18 protein-coding genes are annotated in these 20,962 nt (G+C 71.8%); 17 read left to right on the top strand and 1 reads right to left on the bottom strand.

The genetic code is table 11. The annotated features are described in order from the left end of the window. Positions 1-31: 31 nt before the first annotated feature. The 15 genes from hpt to AMK26_RS15850 all read left to right on the top strand — a co-directional run bounded on the left by hpt (position 32) and on the right by AMK26_RS15850 (position 16,644). Positions 32-595, top strand: a complete 564-nt coding sequence (gene hpt / locus AMK26_RS15920) for a hypoxanthine phosphoribosyltransferase (RefSeq protein WP_073755280.1) — start codon at positions 32-34, stop codon at positions 593-595. Between the two features lie 75 nt (positions 596-670). Next, positions 671-1,936 (top strand): FAD-dependent oxidoreductase, encoded by a 1,266-nt coding sequence (locus AMK26_RS15915; protein ID WP_073755279.1) that lies wholly within the window; start codon positions 671-673, stop codon positions 1,934-1,936. Beyond that, positions 1,933-2,424: an NUDIX domain-containing protein gene (locus AMK26_RS15910; RefSeq protein WP_073755278.1), complete on the top strand. Its 492-nt coding sequence runs from the start codon at positions 1,933-1,935 to the stop codon at positions 2,422-2,424. The genes AMK26_RS15915 and AMK26_RS15910 overlap by 4 nt, the downstream gene beginning before the upstream one ends. Continuing rightward, complete coding sequence (locus AMK26_RS15905) at positions 2,421-3,134, top strand: HAD family hydrolase (RefSeq protein WP_073755277.1); 714 nt, start codon at positions 2,421-2,423, stop codon at positions 3,132-3,134. The genes AMK26_RS15910 and AMK26_RS15905 overlap by 4 nt, the downstream gene beginning before the upstream one ends. Further along, entirely contained in the window at positions 3,131-4,573 is a 1,443-nt protein-coding gene (locus tag AMK26_RS15900; protein ID WP_073755276.1) for an MFS transporter, read from the top strand. The genes AMK26_RS15905 and AMK26_RS15900 overlap by 4 nt, the downstream gene beginning before the upstream one ends. 325 nt (positions 4,574-4,898) lie before the next feature. Further along, positions 4,899-5,678, top strand: coding sequence for a class I SAM-dependent methyltransferase (locus tag AMK26_RS15895; protein WP_079277608.1), 780 nt, complete (start codon positions 4,899-4,901; stop codon positions 5,676-5,678). Positions 5,679-5,768: 90 nt separating this feature from the next. Continuing rightward, complete coding sequence (gene metK / locus AMK26_RS15890) at positions 5,769-6,977, top strand: methionine adenosyltransferase (RefSeq protein WP_073755274.1); 1,209 nt, start codon at positions 5,769-5,771, stop codon at positions 6,975-6,977. A gap of 223 nt (positions 6,978-7,200) precedes the next feature. Continuing rightward, a complete protein-coding gene (locus tag AMK26_RS15885; protein ID WP_241837915.1) occupies positions 7,201-8,427 on the top strand; it encodes an APC family permease in 1,227 nt (408 codons plus the stop codon). Then, entirely contained in the window at positions 8,427-8,990 is a 564-nt protein-coding gene (locus tag AMK26_RS15880) for a YbaK/EbsC family protein (RefSeq protein ID WP_073755272.1), read from the top strand. The genes AMK26_RS15885 and AMK26_RS15880 overlap by 1 nt, the downstream gene beginning before the upstream one ends. A gap of 66 nt (positions 8,991-9,056) precedes the next feature. Further along, positions 9,057-10,025, top strand: coding sequence for a hypothetical protein (locus AMK26_RS15875; protein WP_073755271.1), 969 nt, complete (start codon positions 9,057-9,059; stop codon positions 10,023-10,025). Continuing rightward, entirely contained in the window at positions 10,018-11,379 is a 1,362-nt protein-coding gene (locus AMK26_RS15870; protein ID WP_073755270.1) for an ATP-grasp domain-containing protein, read from the top strand. Before AMK26_RS15875 ends, AMK26_RS15870 begins: the two co-directional genes overlap by 8 nt. A 6-nt stretch (positions 11,380-11,385) precedes the next feature. Beyond that, positions 11,386-12,693: an MFS transporter gene (locus tag AMK26_RS15865; RefSeq protein WP_073755269.1), complete on the top strand. Its 1,308-nt coding sequence runs from the start codon at positions 11,386-11,388 to the stop codon at positions 12,691-12,693. Continuing rightward, on the top strand, positions 12,690-13,961 hold the full coding sequence (locus AMK26_RS15860) for a GNAT family N-acetyltransferase (protein ID WP_073755268.1): 1,272 nt from the start codon (positions 12,690-12,692) through the stop codon (positions 13,959-13,961). Before AMK26_RS15865 ends, AMK26_RS15860 begins: the two co-directional genes overlap by 4 nt. A gap of 15 nt (positions 13,962-13,976) precedes the next feature. Next, the gene (locus AMK26_RS15855) at positions 13,977-15,713 is read left to right on the top strand and encodes a carbamoyltransferase N-terminal domain-containing protein (RefSeq protein WP_073755267.1); all 1,737 of its coding nucleotides are present in this window, start codon (positions 13,977-13,979) and stop codon (positions 15,711-15,713) included. Continuing rightward, the gene (locus AMK26_RS15850; protein WP_073755266.1) at positions 15,700-16,644 is read left to right on the top strand and encodes a diiron oxygenase; all 945 of its coding nucleotides are present in this window, start codon (positions 15,700-15,702) and stop codon (positions 16,642-16,644) included. Before AMK26_RS15855 ends, AMK26_RS15850 begins: the two co-directional genes overlap by 14 nt. A 32-nt stretch (positions 16,645-16,676) precedes the next feature. Here AMK26_RS15850 and AMK26_RS15845 read toward each other — a convergent pair whose 3' ends face one another. Continuing rightward, a complete protein-coding gene (locus AMK26_RS15845) occupies positions 16,677-17,879 on the bottom strand; it encodes an erythromycin esterase family protein (RefSeq protein ID WP_073755265.1) in 1,203 nt (400 codons plus the stop codon). 58 nt (positions 17,880-17,937) lie between these two features. Between AMK26_RS15845 and AMK26_RS15840 the strand changes: the two genes are divergently transcribed. Continuing rightward, complete coding sequence (locus AMK26_RS15840) at positions 17,938-18,672, top strand: TioE family transcriptional regulator (RefSeq protein WP_073755264.1); 735 nt, start codon at positions 17,938-17,940, stop codon at positions 18,670-18,672. Positions 18,673-18,758: 86 nt separating this feature from the next. Beyond that, entirely contained in the window at positions 18,759-20,933 is a 2,175-nt protein-coding gene (locus AMK26_RS15835; protein ID WP_241837914.1) for an N-6 DNA methylase, read from the top strand. The last annotated feature ends 29 nt before the right edge of the window (positions 20,934-20,962 follow it).

The following is a 20,962-nucleotide window of genomic DNA, read 5'->3' as shown; positions in this document are numbered from 1 at the left end:
GGTCACGAACGGCCGAAAACATGGGGGAGCGATGGGGACGGATTCCGCACGCGGCGAGCTGGCCCGCGTGCTGTTCACTCGGGAGCAGATAAGGGACCGGGTCCGGGGGCTCGGCGCCGAGATCACCCGTGACTACAGAGGCCGGGATCTCGTGGTCATCGGCGTCCTCAAGGGAGCGGCCGCCTTCACCGTCGACCTGGCGCGGGCGATCGACCTGCCACTCGCCATGGACTGGGCCGCGGTGTCCACCTACGGGCGGGGCAGCACGGCCGGCGAGCCCCGGCTCCTCAAAGACGTCGGTGAGGACCTGACCGGGCGTGACGTGCTGGTCGTGGAGGACATCCTCGACACCGGCACCACCCTCGCGTGGCTGCTGGCCCGCTTCCGTGAGCAGTCCCCCGCCTCGCTGCACTGCTGCGTGCTGCTGCGCAAGCCGCACGCCGTCGCCAAACCGGTGGAGCCGCGGTACGTGGGCTTCGACATCACGGAACACTGGGTCGCCGGCTACGGCATCGACTACGCCGAACGGCACCGGAACATCGAAGACATCCACGAGGTGCGCCTTCCCGCGGCGGCACCCGCGACGTCCGCCTGATCCTCGAGAACCTTTCCCCACCGCCGTCGGTCCGCAGCGGCCCGGCGGCCGTCAAGCCTGCCTGTTTGGAGAGTTGTGGAGAACTACGACCTTGTCATCATCGGCTCCGGCCCGGCCGGACTCGCCGCCGCCGCGCGGCTGGCGGGAGCGCCGTACAGCGTCGCACTGATCGACGGGGGCAAGCCCGTCACCGAGCGGGACCGCTACGCCGCGGTCGACATGACGCGCGGGCACGGGGGCGCGGGGCTGTTCTCCGACGGAAAGTTCTCGTTCTTTCCCTCGGCCAGCGAGCTGTGGACGCTGCCCCGCACGGCCGATCTCCAGGACGCGTACACCTGGACCTGCGACCTGCTCGGCTCCTACGGCCTGGACACCCCGCCGTTCCCCTCCGACCCCACCGCGTACTCCGTGGGAGCCGGTGAGTGGATCCTCAAGGAATACCCCTCCGACTACCTCTCGCTGGAGGCGCGCCTGCGGCTGACCGCCGACATGGTCGCCGCCACGGACGCCACCGTCATCACCGAGACCGAGGTCGAGAAGGCGGTCCACGAACCCGACGGCGACCTGTTCCGGCTGACCCTGTCCGACGCCAAGGGCCAGACGTCCGAGCTGACCGCCCGCCGCCTGGTCGTCGCCAGCGGCAGGTTCGGTCCGCTGGGCCTGCGTACCCTGACCGAGGAGCGCTCCTTCCGCCGGCTGGAGGTGGGCTTCCGCATCGAGCAGCCCGCCGACAAGGCGTTCTTCAAGGACATGAAGCAGCTGGACCCGAAGCTGCGCTTCCGCGAGCAGGACGGCAGCGTGGAGTGGCGGACCTTCTGCGCCTGCCGTGACGGCGAGGCCGCCCTCACCGAGACGCAGGGCCTGTGGACGGTGTCGGGACGCTCCGACTGCCCGGCGACCGGGCGTTCCAACGTGGGCTTCAACACCCGCATCCTCGACGAGGCCGTGGCGAAGCGGGCCATGGCCCCGGCGCTTGCCGCGATGGCGGACGAGGAGTCCTACTTCACCCTGTCCATGGAGGCGCTCATGGCGGGCGAGCCGGCGGCGGTCGCCACCTTCGAGGGCGTCTACGGTCCGGAACTGCGCGAGATCATGGTGCGCGGCCTGACCCGCCTCGCCGCCACCTACCCCGTGATACGCGACACCGACACCCGGCTGATAGGGCCGACGCTCGAAGGTGTCGGCTGGTACCCCAAGGTGGACGGTGACCTGCGTCTCCTGGACACTCCCGCATGGGTGGCCGGTGACGCGTGCGGGCTGTTCCGTGGCATCGTGGCGGCGATGATCAGCGGCCACTACGCGGCGGACTCGGCGCGCAGGGAACTGGAGGCACTGCGGTGACAGACCCGTCCACCCGGCGCCCCGCCCCCGTCGTGGGGGTCGGCGCCCTGCTGCTGCGCTCCGACGGCGCCGTACTGATCGGGCACCGGATCAAACCGGGGGAGCCGGAGTCCTGGTGCCTGCCCGGCGGCCATGTGGAGGCGGGGGAGACCTTCGAGGCGGCCGCCGCCCGGGAGATCGCCGAGGAGACCGGCATCCACCAGGTGCTGGACGCCCGGGTGTTCACGCTCGGGCTGCGTGTCGGCGGTGACCGTACCCATGTCACCGCCGGTGTGCTGGCACGGGTGGGGTCGGACGAGACCTCGGTGAGCCTCCCGGAGCCCGAGGTCTTCGACCGGTGGATCTGGGCCCGGCCCACGGAACTCCCCGCCCCGCTCTTCCCGGCGAGCGCGGCGCTGCTCGCCGCCTGGCTGGACGAGCCGGCCCCCGAGGGCTGGGCCCTGTATCCGGCAGCCGTGACCGGGTCACAACCGCACGTGGACCGATGAGCCGCCTGCACATCTTCGACATGGACGGCACCCTGCTGCGCGGCACCACGGCGAGCCTGGAGATCGCCCGCAGCCTGGGCTGCCTGCCCGACCTGCTCCGGCTGGAGGCCGCCTTCGCGGCCGGGGCCGTGGACACCCGTGGCTTCGCCGCCGAGCTCGGCGTGCTGTGGGGGCACTTGACCCACGACATCGTCGCGGATGTGTTCGCCGGGGCCCCGTGGATCGCCGGGCTGCCGGAGGTCCTCGCGGACATCCGGCGGCGCGGTGAGCACTCGGTCGTCGTCACGATGTCCCCGGACTTCTTCGCCGGCCTCCTGGGGGACGTGGGCGCCGACGAGGTGGTCGCCTCCCGCTTTCCCCCGCTGCCGATGCGCACCGCACCCGACCCGGCCGGCATCCTCACGCCGTCGGACAAGGTCGTCATCATGGAGCGGATCCGGACAGCTCTCGGTCTCAGCCATGAGAGATGCGTCGCGTACGGGGACTCCCGCTCGGACGTCCCCCTCTTCCGCGCGCTCCGTCACACCGTGGCGGTCAACGCGGACAGCACCCTGCGCGCCCTCGCCCGCTACCAGTACGACGGCGACGACCTGCGCGAGGCCTATGGCATCGCCAGGACCCGTATGGCGGAGGACGGCGGACGAGTGGTGAGCGGCACACCGTATTCCCCTCGGAATTCCCCTCACGACAAGGAGCGCCGGCCGGCATGAGTTCCCAGATACACGCGGACGTCTTCCGGTTCGACCGGCGCGCGTGGGCGAAGCTGCTGGTCCTGTGCACCGCCGTGCTCTTCGAGGGCATGAGCCTGTCGAGCATCAATGTGCAACTGGCGGGCATCCAGCGCGACCTGGCGCTGCGCCCCGACCAACTGCAACTGGTGGCGAGCGCCTTCCTCACCACGTACGCCGGTCTGCTGCTCGCCGGCGGCTCGTTCGCGGACCGGTGGGGACGCCGGCGGATGTTCCTGAGCGGCGTGGCGGTGTTCGGCGCCGGCTCGCTCGGGGCGACGCTGGCCCAGGAGGCCGTCCTGCTCATCGTGGCACGGGCCGCCCAGGGAGTGGGAGCCGCCATCACCGCGCCCGCCGCCGTGGCGCTGATCGTCGCGGGATTCCCCGAAGGAGCCGCGCGCAACCGCGCACTCGGCGTGTTCAGCGCCATGGGCGCGGCGGGCTTCTCGCTCGGTGTGGTCATCGGCGGACTGCTGACCCAGGGCTTCGGCTGGCGCGGCGCGTTCTTCCTCTACGTACCCCTGGCCCTGGCGGTGGTGGCCCTGGGGCCCCGCGTCCTCGACCCCGAGAGCGAGGGGGCACAGCGCCAGGGCTCGATGCCGTGGCTGCCCGCCCTGATGATCACCGGTGGGCTGATCGCCGTGGTGTACGCGGTCGGACGGGTCGGTACCGGTTCCGCGGCCGAGGTCACGGTGGTCGCGGGCGTCGGCCTCGTACTGATCCTGGCGTTCCTGGTGGCCCAGGCGCGGGCCCGGGTGCCGCTCCTGCCGCTGTCCCTGATGGCCGACCGCCGTATGGCGGCGGCATGCGTCGCACTGGGCGGCGCGTTCGCCGGCATCACCGGTGCCATGTTCCTCGTCGCGACCGATCTGCAGGAACGCCAGGGCCACTCGGCGCTGGTGGCCGGGCTCGCCTTCCTGCCCCAGGGACTCGCGGTGGGCCTGCTGTCCACACCGGCGGCCCGGCTGGCCGACCGCAGACCCACCACACGGCTCCTGCTCGCCGGGCTCGCCGTCATCACCGTGGGCCAGCTGCTCTACACCACGGTGGAGGGGGGCGGCTACGTCACGCACATGCTGCCCGCGGCGCTGATGGTGGGCGCGGGAATCGCCGTGGCCTACCCGGCGGCGGTCATGCTGGCCAGCGCCGCCGCCGCCATGCACGACCAGGGCACCGCGTCGGGGGCGCTGGTCACCTTCCAGCAGGCCGGCGGGGCGCTGGGTGTCGCGGCGGTGACCGGAATCCAGAGCGTCGCTCCGGGCAGCCTCTGGACCGGCTCGTACAGCCTGTGGGGCTGCTTCGGCTTCGCCGCCGTCGCGCTGCTCGGCTGCCTTGCGCTCCTCCTGCCGCGGAGCGGCGGCGAAAAGCGTCCCGCGGGCGAGCCCCGGGGTGAGGCCACGACTCCCCAGAGGGCCGGCTGAGGCTTTTTGCACCTCCTTTACGAAGGGGGCTTTTTCCGCGTCTCCACATAGCGCCCGCGGCCGCCCTGAGCCACAACTCCCGCGTTCACGCCATAAGTTGATAGACCGTCAGTGTCCATATGCTGGACAGCTGGTTGCTGCTTCAAACGGCCGTGTGATGTGCTGTTTTCGGCCGCAAGCCGAGGCGAATTGACAGAGTACTCGCGGTTTCCCGCGAGTTCGCCCCACGGTGGCGCGCTCCCTTTCGTTCGGCTTTCATTCGCTAGGTCTTGGGTGAAGTCGTCGCGGCATTTCATCCATCCCCTCCGGTTGGAGTGAGATTCTTATGATGCTTGAGTCCGCGAGATTGCTCCGTGCCCGTAGTTATGGTGAAGCGGCGCAGCTCTACGAGGATTCCCGGCCCACATACCCCGAGGAACTGATCGACCGGATCGCCCAGGGCGTCCCCGACGGCCGCGTGGTCGAGATCGGAGCCGGCACGGGGAAGGCCACGCGGCTCCTGGCCGCACGCGGCCTGCGGATCACCTGCGTCGAACCGGACCCGGGAATGGCGGAGGTCCTGGTGCGGCTGTGCTCCCAGCACCCGAACATCGACGTCACCGTACGGTCCTTCGAGGACTGGAGTCCGCGGCGGAGGATGGACGGCCTGGTGTGCGCCCAGGCCTGGCACTGGCTCGACCCGGTCCGCCGCTGGGACAAGGCCGCCGAGGTGATCGCTCCCGGCGGACTGCTCGCGCTGTTCTGGAACGTGGAGCAGTGGGACCGCGTACCCGGGCGTGAATCACTGGAAGAGGTCTTCTCCGCCTACGGCCAGGAGGCGGAGGACGACGGAGGCCTCGACCTCGCCGACTGGCCGGGCGACGCGATCGAACGGCACCCCGCGTTCCACGGGCTCGAGGTCCTCACCTACGACTGGGAACAGAAGTGGACCGCGGCCGACTTCGCGGCGTACCGCAGTACGACGTCCCAGGTCCGGATCCTGCCCGCCGACGTCCGAGAGGCCCTCACGGCCGGCGTCGAGTCGACGATCGAGCGCTGTTTCGACGGTGAGCTGACCGTCCCTTGGCGCACGTACCTCTTCCTGGCGCGCAGAGCCGGCCACTGAGGCCCGGCCCGGCAGCCCCGCCCCCGGTCCCCGGCCCGTCCACGCCCGTTCACGCCGTTCACGCCGTTCACGCCGTTCAAGGAAGCCTCGATGCCTCGTCGCCTGTTCACCTCGGAATCGGTCACCGAGGGGCACCCCGACAAGATCGCCGACCAGATCAGCGACACCGTCCTCGACGCGCTGCTGCGGGCGGACCCCGCCGCACGCGTGGCGGTCGAGACGCTGATCACCACAGGTCAGGTGCACATCGCCGGAGAGGTCACCACCACCGCCTACGTGGACCTGGCGCCCCTGGTCCGCGAGACCGTTCTCCGCATCGGATACGACAGCTCCAGCAAGGGCTTCGACGGCGCCTCCTGCGGTGTGTCCGTGTCGATCGGCGCGCAGTCGCCGGACATCGCGCAGGGCGTCGACACCGCCTACGAGAAGCGGGTCGAGGGGGAGGGCGACGAGCTGGACCGGCAGGGCGCCGGCGATCAGGGACTGATGTTCGGCTACGCGTGCGACGAGACGCCCGAGCTGATGCCGCTGCCGATCAGCCTGGCCCACTCGTTGGCCCAGCGCCTCACCGGCGTCCGCAAGGACGGCACGGTCCCCTACCTGCGCCCGGACGGCAAGACGCAGGTGACCATCGAGTACGACGGTGACCGGGCGGTACGGCTGGACACCGTGGTGGTCTCCTCGCAGCACGCGGCCGACATCGAGCTCGACGCGACCCTGATCCCCGACATCCGGCAGCACGTGGTCGATCCGGTGCTCGCGGCGCTGCAGGACCAGGGCATCAAGCTGGACGTCGACGGCTACCGGCTCCTGGTCAACCCGACCGGCAGGTTCGAGATCGGCGGCCCCATGGGCGACGCGGGGCTGACCGGCCGCAAGATCATCATCGATACGTACGGCGGCTACGCCCGCCACGGCGGCGGCGCCTTCTCCGGCAAGGACCCCTCCAAGGTCGACCGTTCGGCGGCGTACGCCATGCGCTGGGTCGCCAAGAACGTGGTCGCCGCGGGACTCGCCACCCGGTGCGAGGTCCAGGTCGCGTACGCCATCGGCAAGGCCGAGCCCGTGGGGCTGTTCGTGGAGACCTTCGGTACCGCCAAGGTCGACCCCGCCCGGATCGAGCGCGCCATCACCGAGGTCTTCGACCTGCGGCCGGCCGCCATCGTCCGCGACCTCGACCTGCTGCGCCCGATCTACGCGCAGACCGCCAGCTACGGCCACTTCGGCCGCGAGCTGCCGGACTTCACCTGGGAGCGCACCGACCGGGTCGACGCGCTGTCCGCCATCGCGTCGGCCTGAGAACAGCTCTGGTAATTTCGGCTTCAACTGGTCTGTCAGTGGCGGGAGTTGCGGCTGGGGAACCCCTGGGCCGCCGATTCCCCGCCGTACGGACCGACAAGGCGTAGCCCAACCGCACGTCAGGAAGGGGAGGGGAATGGCCGGGACCCGGTTGGCCCCCGAGGATCAACGGCAGCACGCGTCGGCGCGTCCGGCACCACCGGTGCGCGGCAGCGTGACGGCGGTGCAGGGCACGGCCCTCTACATCGGGGCCGTCCTCGGCACCGGAGTCCTGACCCTCCCGGGATACGCGGCACGGCTGGCCGGACCAGCGTCGCTGGTCGCCTGGGTCGGGATGGTCGCCCTGTCGGTCCCCCTCGCCATCACCTTCGCCGCGCTGGGCTCCCGGCTCCCGGACTCCGGCGGTGTCTCCACGTACGTCCGGCAGGCGTTCGGCCGCAGGCCCGCGGCGGTGGTCGGCTGGTGGTTCTACATCGGGGCTCCGGTGGGCGTCCCGGCCCTGGCGATCTTCGGCGGCTCCTACCTCTCGGCCCTCTCACACGGCAACCAGGACGCGACCGCCGTCTACGCGGCGCTGCTCCTGGGCATCGGCCTGTTCTCCAACGCCTTCGGCGTGCGCGTCTCCGGCCGGGTCCAGCTGTTCCTCTCCGGCGGCCTCGCCCTGATGCTGGTGGTCGCCGTGCTGGTCGCGGCCCCCCACGCCCGGCTGGACGCCATGCAGCCCTTCGCCCCGCACGGCTGGTCCGCCGTGGGTTCGGCGGCGGCACTGCTGGTGTGGTGCTTCACCGGGTGGGAGACGATGACCCATCTGGCGGGGGAGTTCGCGCGGCCGGAGCGGGACATCAAGCGGGCGACGACGGGAGCGCTCGTCCTCATAGGGGTGCTCTACCTGCTGCTGGCCACGACGACCGTGCTCGTCCTGGGCAGCTCGCAGGAGGCGGCCGAGACACCGCTGGCCTCGTTGCTCACCTACGGCTTCGGATCCGCCGGACCGGCACTCGCCACCCTGGTCGCGGTGCTCGTCACGCTCGGCACCATCAACGCGTACGTCGGCAGCACCGCCAAGCTCGGGGCCGCGCTCGCCCGCGACGGGGCCCTGCCGAAGTACCTCGCGCCCGGCGCCGAGACCGGGGGAGTCCCACGGCGCAGCCTGTTCGTCGTCTCCCTCGTCTCCGGGGCGGCACTGGCCCTCGCCACCTGGGCGGGGGTCGGCGTGGAGGTGCTGATGCTGGGGTGCACGGCCTGCCTGATCGCCGTGTACGTGGTGGGCACGGCGGCGGGCATCCGTCTGCTGCGTGACGGCGGCGGCGGGGCCAGGCTGATGGCGGGGCTGGCCCTGGTGATGCTCATATGCGTGCTCGGACTCACCGGCTGGTTCCTGCTGTGGCCGGCGTTCCTGGCCGTCGTCGCCGCCGTGTTCACCCACTTCCACCGTAATAGAGATGCGTGATGACCGAACTTCCCGAGCGTTTCGAGACCGTGTACAAGGCCCTCGACCGGACCGATCTGCTGGCCGCTCCGGTCGCGGCGGCGCTGGCCGGCTGGTCGGGGCCGACTGCCTCCGACTCCTTCTTCGTCGTCGACAGCGACCCCGCCGTCGCGGACACCGCCGCCTTCTGCGAGCGGTACGGGGCGCACATGGAGGAATCGGCGAACTGCGTGGTCGTCAGGGCGAAGAAGGGCGCCGATTACCATCTGGCGGCCTGCATGACCCTCGCCCACCGGCGACTCGACGTCAACGGCGCCGTCCGGCGCCACCTCGGGGCTCGTAAGGCCTCCTTCGCGCCCATGGACGTCACGGTGGAGGAAACGGGCATGGAGTACGGCGGCATCACACCGCTCGGCCTGCCGTCGTCCTGGCCGGTCCTCATCGACGCCGCCGTGGTGGAGGTGCCGTACGTGCTCCTCGGCAGCGGGCGGCGACGCGGCAAACTGCTGGCTCCTGGCAAGGCCTTGGCGGAACTGCCCGGAGCGCAGGTCGTGGAAGGCCTCGCCCAGGACCTGGCCCCGTAGATCCGCCACACCGCTCACGGCTCACGCTCACCGCTCACCGCGCTGACACAGATACCGGGATGGTCGATGTCACTTTCTGAACGCGTCCTGATCGTTTCCCCCCAGAAGACCGGCACCCATCTGATCCAGGAGCTCATGCTCGAACTGGACTTCAAGATCGTGGGTGCGACCCGGCCTTCTCCCAGGAACACGCCGGTCTTCGGGGACGAGGAGCGCCGGCGCATCGCCCGGCTGGTGCACAACGACGCGGTGTACGAGGAGATCGCCGGCCTGGCGGGCTCACCGGAGTTCGTCACCAGGACCGACGAGGCGTGGCAGGCGCTGTGCTGGAGCTGGTACCGGCGCTTCGGGCAGCCCGTGGCCAACCGCTACGGCCAGGAGAAGTACGACCTGGTCGACGTCACCGCCACGAATCCCAGGCTGGCGAGCACCCGCTTTTCCCAGACCCCTCCCGGATTGTGCTGGATATGGCACGACCTCGATATATCGGCCGTCGACGGAAGTTTCATCGGCGAGTGGTGCGACACCGGAGAGCCGCCGGTCGTGCTCAATTACCGCGACCCGCGCGACGCCCTTGTCTCCCTCATCAACTTCGTGGACGGCAAGACCCCGAAGGGATTCGGGAACTTCTACGAGCGCCGCGTTTTCCACGCGATCCTGAGCAGCAAGTCCACGATGGCCGAGAAAATCGACTACGCGCTGCGTGACCCGTATTTCCTGGCAAACACCGAGTACGAGAAGGCCATCTGGCTCCTGCACCACCCGGGTGTGTGCAAGGTCCGGTACGAGGACCTCGTCGGCCCCAAGGGCGGGGGCTCCAGGGACGCGCAGGTGACCGCCGTGCAGCGGGTGCTGGAGCACGTCAACGCCTCGGACCGGGATGCCGAGGCCATCGCCGACCGCATCTACAACACCGATGCCTGGTCCTTCTACCAGGGCCGGACCGGTACGTGGCGGGAGGTGTTCTCCAAGGAGAACGTCGCGCTCTTCGACGAGCGTTACGGGCACGTCCTCGAACAGTACGGCTATGAGTGAGCCCGTGGCCGTCGCGGCGGACGGCGTGACCGAGGACTCCGCGGATGCCGGCCGCCTCCGGGCGTTCGTCCTGCTGGGCGGTTTCGGCGTCATCTGCCGCAACCCCGAGTACCTGGAGGACTTGCGCGACCGGGGGTTGCGGATCCTCCTCGTCACCCCGGCGAAGTGGCGCGACGAGACGCTCGCCAGGACCGCCGACCCCACGCACCCGGCCTCGGCCATCGATGACGTGGCGTTCGTCGCGGGGTCGATGGAGTCCGAGGGGACGTTCACCGCCGAGGTGATCGCCCACGCCCGGCGGTGGCGTGAGCGGTACGACATCGCCGGCGTGTACGCGGTGGGGGAGATCCTGGTCGAACAGGCCGGACTGGTCGCCGACGCCCTCGGGCTGCGCTCGCCCGGTCTGCGGGCCGGCCGGGTCTGCCGCAGCAAGTACCTGCAGCGGTGGTACCTGGACGAATGGAGCCCGGCCTCGACCGTCGTACCGGCGAGCGAACGGGACGCGTTCGACCCGGCCGGCGTGCGCTTCCCGGCGGTCGTGAAACCCGCCGCCCGCCACTCCAGCTCCGGGGTGACCGCGGTGACCGGTCCCGACGAACTGCGGGCGGCGCTCGCCCGGTTCGGGCCGGGGGAGAACGCCCTGGTCGAGGAGAAGGTGGCGGGGCAGGAGTTCTCGGTGGAGGCCCTGGTGCAGGACGGCAAGCCGGTGTTCGCCTCCGTCACCACCAAGGAGACCACCGAGTCGGTCTCCAGCTCCTTCGTGGAGCTGTCCCACAGCGTGCCCTGCCCGCTGCCCTCCGCCGTCACATCCCTGCTGGACGCCAACAGCAGGATGCTGGAAGCGCTGGGCTTCCAGGACGGGATCGCCCACTCCGAGTGGCGCCTGACGGCGGACGGCCGCGTCCGGCTGATGGAGGTCGCCGCCCGTACCCCCGGCGACGGACTTCTGGTCCTCTACCACCTGGCCACCGGCGAACCCCTGGAGAAGCACATCCTCAAGGTGGCGCTGGGCGAGCCGACCACCTACCCCCGGCCGCGCCGCTACACCCGCCAGGTGTACCTCGACCACGAGCCCGGCGTCCTGTCCGGTGTCGAACTGCACTGGCCGGGGGTGGAACCCGTGTGGGTCGGTGAGAACGGCATGTGGCCACCGATCGCACCCGGACGGGCGGACGATCCGCCGACGCTGCGCGGAGTGCTGGTGCTGCGCGAGCGCGGCAGCGTCCTCGGCCCGCTGCGGGACTCCGACGACCGCGCCGTGACCTTCTTCATCGACGCGGCCGCCCCGGAGGAACTCGACGCGCTGGAGCAGCAGGTCCGCACGTCGCTCCATGTCCGCGTCACTCCCGGGTGACGCACCATGACGGACACTCGGACGGCGGAGCTGCTGCGTGCCGCCGCCTTCCGCCGGCTGTGGACCGGCGATCTGGTGGCCAGGCTCGGTCATCAGATCGCCCAGTTCATGCTGCCGCTGACCGCGCTCACCGCACTGCAGGCCGGCGCCTCGGACGTCGGACTGGTGTCGGCGTCCCAGACCGTCCCGGTGATCGCCCTGTCGTTGGTGGCCGGTGTCGCGGCGGACCGGGTGCCCACCCGGACCCTGGTGGTGGCCTGCAACGCGCTGCGCGCCACCGGGTTCGGGCTGCTGGGCCTGGTGTACGCGCTGTCCGGCCTCGAGCTGTGGCTGCTGATCGCCACCGCCGTACTGATCGGCTCGGCGACCGTCTTCTACGACGTGGGCTACCAGGCGACCGTGCCCAGGGTCCTCACCGTCGAGCAACTGGCCGCGGGGAACGGGTTCCTTCAGGCCGGTGTCTCCGCCACGCAGATGGCCGGGCCGGCGCTCGCGGGCTTCCTCGTCCAGTCCGCCGGGCTGCCGACCGCCCTGGCCGTCACCGCGCTGCTGTTCGTCGCCGCGGTGGTGAGCTTCTGGACGCTCGACGCCCAGGACCGCGGGCGGGACCTGACGAAGGCCCGCGCGCTTCCGCTCGCCGAGGGCCTGAAGTTCTCCTGGAGGTGCCGCCCGATCCGCGACCTGTGTGTGCAGTCGGGCCTGTTCAACCTGCACGAGCAGGCGTTCCTCACCGTGTTCCTCATCTACGGGGTCAGGTCCGCGGGCATGTCCGGCGGTGAGGTGGGCCTGGTCATCGGGGCGGCCGCCGTGGGCGCCCTGACGGGGGCGCTGGTCACCGGGCACAGGTCGGAACGGCTCCATGCCGGCCGGTCGGTCCTGGTGGGGCTGTTCGCGGCGGCGCTGGCCCTGCTGGTGCCCACCCTGTTCGCCGCGCAGTCGCGTCTCGTGGTCGTCGCGGTCTTCCTGGCGGGGTTCTTCCTGAACGGTTTCGCGCAGTCGCTGTACAACGTCTTCGTCGTCAGTCTGCGCCAGGCGATCCCGCCACAGGAGTACCTCGGTGCGGTGACCGCGAGCTACCGGCTCGTCTCCTTCGGGCCGATGCCCCTCGGCGCGCTGCTCGGCGGGGCGCTGGCCGACCTGCTCGGGGCCGGAGGGGCACTGCGCGTGGTGGCCCTGTCCATGCTCGTCTGCTCGCTGTTCATCCTCCCTTCGCCGGTCAAACGGTTCCGTACGGTCCGCGACGCCCGGACCGGGCAACGGACCGAACCCCAGCCCCCGGCACCCGGCCGATCCGAGAGGGAGGCGGCATCGTGACGTCGGTGACCTCCGCGCGGCTGCACGACGACGGGCTGGCGCGCATCTCGCCCGAGGACTGGCGGATCGTGGCAGGCGACGACCGTCTCGACCGCGCTCACCCCTACCTCGCCTTCCGTGAGCACGTCGAGCCCGGCCGGCCCGTCGCCCTCACCCTCGCCGACCGGCACGGTCCGGCCGTCGCCGTGCACGGTGCGCTGACCACCCCCTCCACCGCGCTGTTCAGCCACCCCTGGAAGATGCTGACCAGCCCGCAGTTCCTCCGCGCCGACGAGCGGCCGGCCGAAGCGGCGGCGCTGCGGGCGGAGCACACGGCGCTCATCGAGGCCGTCGCCGGCCCGGTCACGGCGCCCGGCGGCGGGGAGACCCCGGCCCCGCATCTCGCGCTGTCCGGGGCGCTCGGCGAGGCACTGGTGATCCGGGGATTCGACAGCAGCGAAGTGATCCGCCGCCCCGACCTGCCGCCGGCCGCACGCCTGCGCGCGACCACCGACCTGATCGCCGCGGCCCAGGACGCGATACGGGACGGCCTGGCCGGCGCGGTCGTCCTGCCCTTCGTCGCCCCCGGGGACCAGGAACTGCGGCAGGTGCTCGCGGCCCGGGGCTTCCAGCAGGCCGCGCTCACCGCGATCAGCCTCTTCGACCTCTCCCGCCACTCCTCGTACGACGCCTTCCTCGCCTCGATGCCGCGCGACCGCCGGTACCGGTTCCGCTCCGAGCCCCGGGCGCTGGAGACCGCCGGGCTGCGGCTGGAGACGGTCCGCCTGGACGACACCGTCGAGCGGGTCACCGAACTGGAGGTGGCCACCGCGCGCAAGTACGGCGGCACGCCACGCCCCGACGCCCTGCTGGCCACCCGGCGCGCCATGGCCGGCCTGCTGGGCCACGCGATCCGGGTGCCGGCGGTGCGGCGACCGGACGGGACGATCATCGCCTGCGGCGTGCACCTGACCGACGGACAGGCCTACTACGCCCTCGCGTACGGGTGCGACTACGGCGACCCCGAGCGCAGCACCTCCTACCAGTGCGTCAACTTCTACGACCCGCTGCGGTACGCGCTGGACAACGGGATCCACCGGGTGCGCATGGGCTTCGAGGCGTTCGCCCCGAAACTGCTGCGAGGCGCCCGGCTCGTACCGCGCGAGACCTGGCTCTGGGTCCCGGACCGGCGCCGTCTCGAGGCCCTCGGCCGCCTCCTGCGCTTCCTCGGTGAGCGGTGCGGCCCGTACCTCGCCGCTCTCGCCTCCCACCATCGTTCTCCCGCGTGATTGGAGCGAACTTCCTTGATCATCTGTGGTCTCAAGCTCACCCACGACGGCGCGGTCGCCCTGCTGGAGGACGACCGGCTCGTCTTCAGCGTCGAGATGGAGAAGATCGGAAACAATCCGAGGTACAGCGAGGTCACCGACGCCGGAATCGTCGCGGAGGTCCTGGCCGACTTCGGCTACCGCGTCGAGGACGTCGACCACTGGGTGGTGGACGGCTGGGACGGCCGTGACCAGGGCACCGCCACCCTGTCCGACCAAGGCACTCCCGCCACCTTGGCGCTCGCCCCGTACCGGGAGAACGAGCGGATCACCGACCTGCTCCGGACCGGCCGTACGGGCCGGTTCACCATAGCGGGGCGCCCCCTGACGTACAGCAGCTACCTCCATGTCACCGGCCACCTGGCGAGCGCCTACTGCTCCAGCCCCTTCGCCCCGGCCGGCGAGCCGTCGTTCGTCCTGGTCTGGGACGGCGGCATGTTCCCCCGGCTGTACTTCGCCGACCCGGAACGCGGGGTGGAGAACGGCGGCGCCCTCTTCCCCCTGATAGGCCACGCCTATGCGACGGCGGCCCACCACTTCGGTCCGTTCCGCCGCGCCGACGAGTCCAGGACCGTCGACGACCTCTCGGTGGCGGGCAAGCTCATGGCGTACATCGCGCTGGGCACCGTACGCGCCGACGTCATGGACGTGCTGAGGGAGGAGTTCTCGGAACACTTCGAGGGACCGGGGCCCAAGGCCACCGCCTACCGGGCCGCCATCGGCGGATGGGGCAGCAACGCGGAGCCCTCGCTGAGCCACGTCCACGACTACTTCTCCTCGGTACGCCGGCGGCTGGCGGGCGATGCCGTCCAGGACGAGGACGTGCTCGCCTCGGTCCACCAGTTCCTGGAGGAACTGCTGGTGGAGCGGGTGGCGGCGCGGGTGCGGGAGTGGAAGGGCGAAGGGCCCTGGAACCTCTGCTTCGTCGGTGGCTGCGCCCTCAACATCAAGTGGAACAGCGCGCTGCGTGCCCACCCCGCCTTCGCCTCGGTCTGGGTGCCCCCCTTCCCCAACGACTCCGGTTCCGCCATCGGCACCGCGGCGGCCCACCTGATCGCCACGGAGGGCATCGGGGCGATCGACTGGAACCCCCGGCTGGGACCTGCCGTGAAGGACTCCGCCCCGCTCGCCGGCTGGACGCCGACGCCGTGCACGCCCGAGGAACTCGCCCGGGTGCTGCACGAGACGGGCGAGCCGGTGGTCGTGATCGACGGCCGGGCGGAGCTGGGCCCGCGCGCGCTGGGCGGCCGGTCCATCCTCGCCGCGGCCACCGACCCGGCGATGAAGGAACTCCTCAACAAGGTCAAGAACCGGGAGCACTACCGTCCGGTGGCGCCCATCTGCCTCACCGAGGAGGCGCCGGCCGTCTTCTCGCCGGGGACGCCGGATCCGCACATGCTCTTCGACCACGACGTCCGCCCGGAGTGGGCCGCCCGCATCCCCGCCGTCGTCCACCTCGACGGCTCGGCCCGGCTCCAGACCGTCGGTGCCGAGGACGACCCGACCCTCCGTGCCGTACTGCGGGAGTACCACCGGCTCAGTGGAATCCCGGTCCTGTGCAACACCAGCGCCAACTTCAACGGCTCCGGCTTCTTCCCGGACGTGGCCTCGGCCATGCGCTGGGGGAGGCTCGACCGCATCTGGAGCGACAACGTCCTGCACACCCGGGAACTCGGGCCCGCCGCACCGGAGGCCGCCGATGGAACTCGATGACATCAGGGCGTTCGACGCCTGGTACGAGAAGGCCGGTGTACGCGCCACCGCGCGGCGCACCGTCGACGAGGACGACACGGACATCCTCAAGGAATTCTTCCCCCGGCGCCTCGTCCCCCACCTCGGACATCCGCTGGTGGCCGAGCGGGAGCAGCCGCTGCAGCGCTACCTCTCGGCCCAGCACCTCTACCAGTGGCTCAACTTCACCTCGCACTTCGAAGTGGCCGTGGTCTGCCGGGCCACGCAGCGGATCGCCGAGAACAGGTGCGGGCTGGAGGTGTCCAACACGGCGCGGAAGAACGCATTCAAGATCATGGTGGACGAGGGGTACCACTCGCTGTACAGCCTGGATGTCGTCGACCAACTGGAGAAACGGTCCGGTATCGGCGCGCTGCCCTACGACTTCGGCCCGTTCATCCGCAACCTCGACGCCATCGGCCACGGCTACCCGCAGCACCGCCGGCTGGTCCAGCTCCTCCAGGTGGTGGTGTTCGAGACACTGATCACCTCGATCCTGGTCGACATCCCCAAGGACCCCGACGTGATCACGGTGGTCCGGGACACCGTGAGCGACCACGCCATCGACGAAGGCAGGCACCACGCCTACTTCTCCGCCTTCTTCCGGTACCTGTGGGGCCAACTCGACCCGGGTGAACGGCGCCTGGTCGCGCGGTTCCTACCGGACGTGATCGTACGGTCCCTGCACCCGGCCACCGCGCCGGCGCACGCCGCGCTGCGCCAGGCCGGGTTCTCCGAGGACCGGGCCCGGCTGATCGTCGCGGAGTCCTACCACCGTGACGCGGTGCTCCGCGGCATCCGGTTCGCGTCCGCCAAGACGGTGGCCCTCTTCGAGGACTGCGGCGTCCTGGACATCCCGGGAGCCCGCGAGGGCTTCGTCGAGGCGGGCCTCCTGGAGGAACCGCCGACGTAGCGTCGTGCCCTGCCCCACCGCTGATGGCCGCGCTAGCTCTGCCGGACGTCCTTGACGAACACGATCGCGTCGCTGTCCGCCAGATGGGCCGGGTCGAGCGGGGCGTAGCCGAACCACGGGGATACGCGGGGGGCGGGCCGCGTGTCGCCGAGGGCGGTGGCCAGCCGCGGGGCGTCGATGACGCAGCGGTCCTCCGGGAGCGCGTACAGGAGGCCTTCGACGGTGTCCGGCGGCGGCGTGTCCACCCCCTGGTGCCGGATCGTGCCCAGGGCCGTGGCCACGAAGGCGTACTCCTCGCCGAGTTGGGCGCTCACCAGCGCACCGGCGCTCCACCACTCCAGCGGCATCCCGCCCATCCGCATCGTGCTCTTCTCGCGCTGGAGATGAGAGTTGTGGGCGTGGACGAGCGCCGGGCCCCGGGCCGCGACGGCGAGGAGGTTGTGGGCCATCATCTGGTCCCGCACACTCACCAGCCGGGTCATGCGGGCCGGTGAGGTGTCGGCCATCCAGTAGTGGTAGCGCAGCAGGCCGGTCGCGGTGCGCCCGTACAGGCGCGCCCGGTCCCAGTCGTCCCGCGAGGTCGCCGTGATCAGGTGTGGCGTCTGCGCGTCGAGCAGCGCCACCAGATCGTCGGCGAGCAGCCGCAGCTCCTTCGCCTCGGCCGACTGCCCCACGGACCGGGCCGGGTCCGTCATCGCGGCGGGATCGGTCCACCGGTCGTCGGTGCCGAGCAGGCGGTCGAGTGTTTCCCCGGTGCAGGGGAGGAGGTCCGCGTCCACCCGGGCCGCGAGGTAGCGGTGGAGTGCGATGAGGGCCTGCCGGGGGCTCGCGGCGTGGGTGATCTCCAGCGGGCCGTCGAAGCCGGCGAAGCGGAGCCGCTCGGACGCGGGCCGGCCCTCGTTGTACGCCCGTATCCAGCGCACGAGCTCGCGGTTGCCCGCGAGGGCGCCCCACCCGTGGCTGAACCCGTGCTCCATGACCTCGCCGAGGGTGCCGGTCCCCGAGCTGACGTGGTCGTCCACGACCAGGGCCCTCATGCAGTCGCTCTCGATCGCGATCGTCCGGTAGCCCTCCTGCTCGACGAGCCGGCGGAAGAGCTCGTTGCGCAGGTCGAGCAGCGTGTCCTCGCCGTGGGTGGGCTCGCCCAGGGCGAGCAGCCGGGGCCGCGCGGGGAGCAGCCGCATGACGGCGGCAGCCTCGACGGCATGGACGGCGTCCTTGATGTCAGTAGCCATGCCGTCAACGCTATCGTTGAACCTTCGGTGGAAACTTTCCCGCGATATCGTCCGCCCCATGGGGCAAAACCTTCAAAGGGGTGATCGGCTCAGGCCGGTCGACCTGGCGCGCGCTCACGGGCTGTCCACGCAGGCGGTCAGGAACTACGAGGAGGCCGGCATCCTCCCGGCCGCCGCTCGCACACCCCACGGCTACCGCACCTACACCCCGCTCCACGCGGGTGCCCTGCGCGCGTTTCTCGCCCTGCTGCCCGGCCACGGCCACCAGACGGCCACCTCGATCATGCGGGCCGTGAACCAGGGCGCGACCGATGCGGCGTTCCGCCTCATCGACGAGAGCCATGCCCAGCTCCTCGACGACCGCCGCACCCTCCAGGCCGTGGAGAGCGCCCTGCGCGACCTGGAGCCCACCACGGGGTCCGGGCCGGCCGCCGTGTCCGGGCCCGGCGGCACGTTCATCGGCCCGCTGGCGGGAAAGCTCGGAATCCGGCCCGCGACGCTGCGTAAATGGGAGCGCGCCGGGCTGGTGCGCCCGCGCCGCGACCCGCGGACCGGGTACCGCGTCTACGACGAGGCCGACGTACGGGACGCCCGGCTGGCCCACCAGCTCAGACGGGGCGGCTACCTCCTGGACCAGATCGCCCCGCTGATCGCCCAGGTGCGCGCGGCCGGCGGGCTGGAGCCGCTGGAGGCCGCACTGCGCGACTGGCACGACCGGCTGTGCGCGCGCGGGCGGGCGATGCTGACCGGGGCCGCGGAGCTGGAGGCGTACCTCCGCCGACGTGGTGAGTGAAAGCGCCGTCAAACGGTCTCGCGGATTTGACGACCGCCCTATGGTGTGAACAGTTCGCCGCTTACCGAGAGGCCCGTACCCCCGCCATGCCGCAGCCCTCCGTCGCCCATGTGACGGCCGCCGAGATCTCACGCATCGCCGGGGTCACACGCGCCACCGTCAGCAACTGGCGTCGGCGGCACGACGACTTCCCCTCCCCCTCCGGCGGCACCGAGAGCAGCCCGCTGTACGACCTGGAGGCGGTACAGGCATGGCTGGCCTCCCGGGGGCACACGGCGACCGCGAACCCCCGGGAAGCGTTCCGCACGGCCCTGCGCCTGCACGCACAGGCCGGCGCGGCCGGTGGAACCGGGCTGCTCCCGATGGTCCTCGCCGCCTCCCACCGCACCCCCGACGACCTGACCGCACTCACGGAGCTCCCGGACGCCGACCTCGCGGCCCGCGCACAGGCGGAGACGGCAGCCCTCGCCGGCACGGTCCCGGGCGCGGAGGCCGTCCGCTTCGCGCCCACGGACGGTACGGCCCTGCGCGCCCTGCTGCGGTGCGTACGGGACGAAGGAGGCCAGGCCGCGCTCGGCGTACTCGCGGAACGGGCACTGGAGGACTGTGCCGCGAGCGGCGCCTACCGGACGCCCGCCCCGCTGGCGGATCTGGTCGCCGCACTGCTGCCCCGTACCGTCGAGGAGGTCCTGGACCCGGCGTGCGGAAGCGGCACCCTGCTCGCGGCCGCCGCCCGGCACGGAGCGACCGGGCTCCACGGCCAGGACGTCCTGCCCGTACAGGCCCAGCGCAGCGCGGTCGGCCTGCTGCTGTCCGCGCCCGAAGCGGAGATCACCGTCCGGAGCGGCGACAGCCTCCGCGCCGACGCGTTCCCCGCTCTCACCGTCGACGCGGTGCTGTGCAATCCGCCCTACGGCGACCGCGACTGGGGCCACGACGAGCTGGCCTACGACCCTCGATGGGCGTACGGCGTCCCCCCGCGCGCCGAGTCGGAACTGGCCTGGGTCCAGCATGCGCTCGCCCATCTCACCCCGGGCGGCTGGGCCGTGCTGGTCCTCCCGCCCGCCACCGCTTCCCGTGCCTCCGGGCGCAGGGTGAGGGCGGAGCTGGTGCGCAGCGGCGCCGTGCGCGCGGTGGTGGCCCTGCCGCCCGGGGCGGCGCCGCCGCTCCATGTGGGGCTGCAGATCTGGGTACTGCGACGACCCGAGCCGGGCGGCGCGGAACGGAAGTCCGTCCTGTTCATCGACACCGCCGGCGCGGGAGCGACCGGGAACGGCGAGGCCGACCGGCCGGCCACGACGCGCACGGGCTCCACCCGTACCCCCCTGAACTGGCCCGGACTGACAGCGCGGACGCTCACCCACTGGGAAGCCTTCACCACCGCCCCGGACACGTTCACCGGCGAACCCGGCACGGCACGCGCGGTGCCCGTCGTCGACCTCCTCGACGACCTCGTCGACCTGACCCCCGCCCGCAGGGTCCGCCTCTCGCGCACGGACGTCGACCCGGCCGAACTGGCCGCACGGGCGGACACCGGGCGCCGGGAGCTGACCGAAGCCGCCGAGTCCCTCGCCCGGGCAGCGGGAGGGCCCGGCTGGAGCGCGGCGGGAGCCTCGGCCCGGGAGTGGCGGACGGCGACCGCGTCCGACCTCGCGCGAGGCGGCGCCCTGACCCTGCTGCGTACGGTGCCGGACCCGAAGGCCCCGCGTACCGAAGCCCCGTCCTCCACCCTCCCCCCGGTCCTCACGGGTGCCGACATCGCGAGGGGCACGGCCCCGTCGGGCGACCCGGCCGAGCTGCGTGCCGAGGCCGCGCCGGTCGTCGCCGCGGGCGATGTCCTCGTACGGGCGGTCGCGGGCGGCGCCGGCCCGATGGCCCGAGTCGCGGACGAACGGGACGCGGGCGCGCTGCTCGGCCCCCACGTCCACCTCCTCCGCCCGGATCCCGCACGCCTCGACCCCTGGTTCCTGGCCGGATTCGTGGACTCGGAGGACAACATCGCGGGCGCGTCGACCGGCAGCACGGTCCTGCACGTCGCCCCGGGGCGCCTCCGCGTGCCCCTCATGGCCCTCGACGAACAACGCCGCTACGGCGAGGCGTTCCGGCACGTACGCGCCCTGCGTGCCCAGGCGCGGAAGGCGGCACACCTCGCGGAGGAGACGGCCGGTCTCCTGGCCGGCGGCCTCACGGGCGGCGCGCTGCTCCCGCCGCCGGGCGGCGCTCCGCCTCGCGTCGGTGCCCAGGCCGCCGATTCGGCCTGATACACACCTGAGCTCCCACCCATGCACCA

The sequence above is a fragment of the Streptomyces sp. CB03234 genome, from assembly GCF_001905885.1.
In the GTDB taxonomy this organism is placed as follows: Bacteria; Actinomycetota; Actinomycetes; order Streptomycetales; family Streptomycetaceae; genus Streptomyces.
The sequence above is the reverse complement of the archived record's forward strand: the minus strand, read 5'-3'. Positions and strand labels throughout refer to the sequence as shown.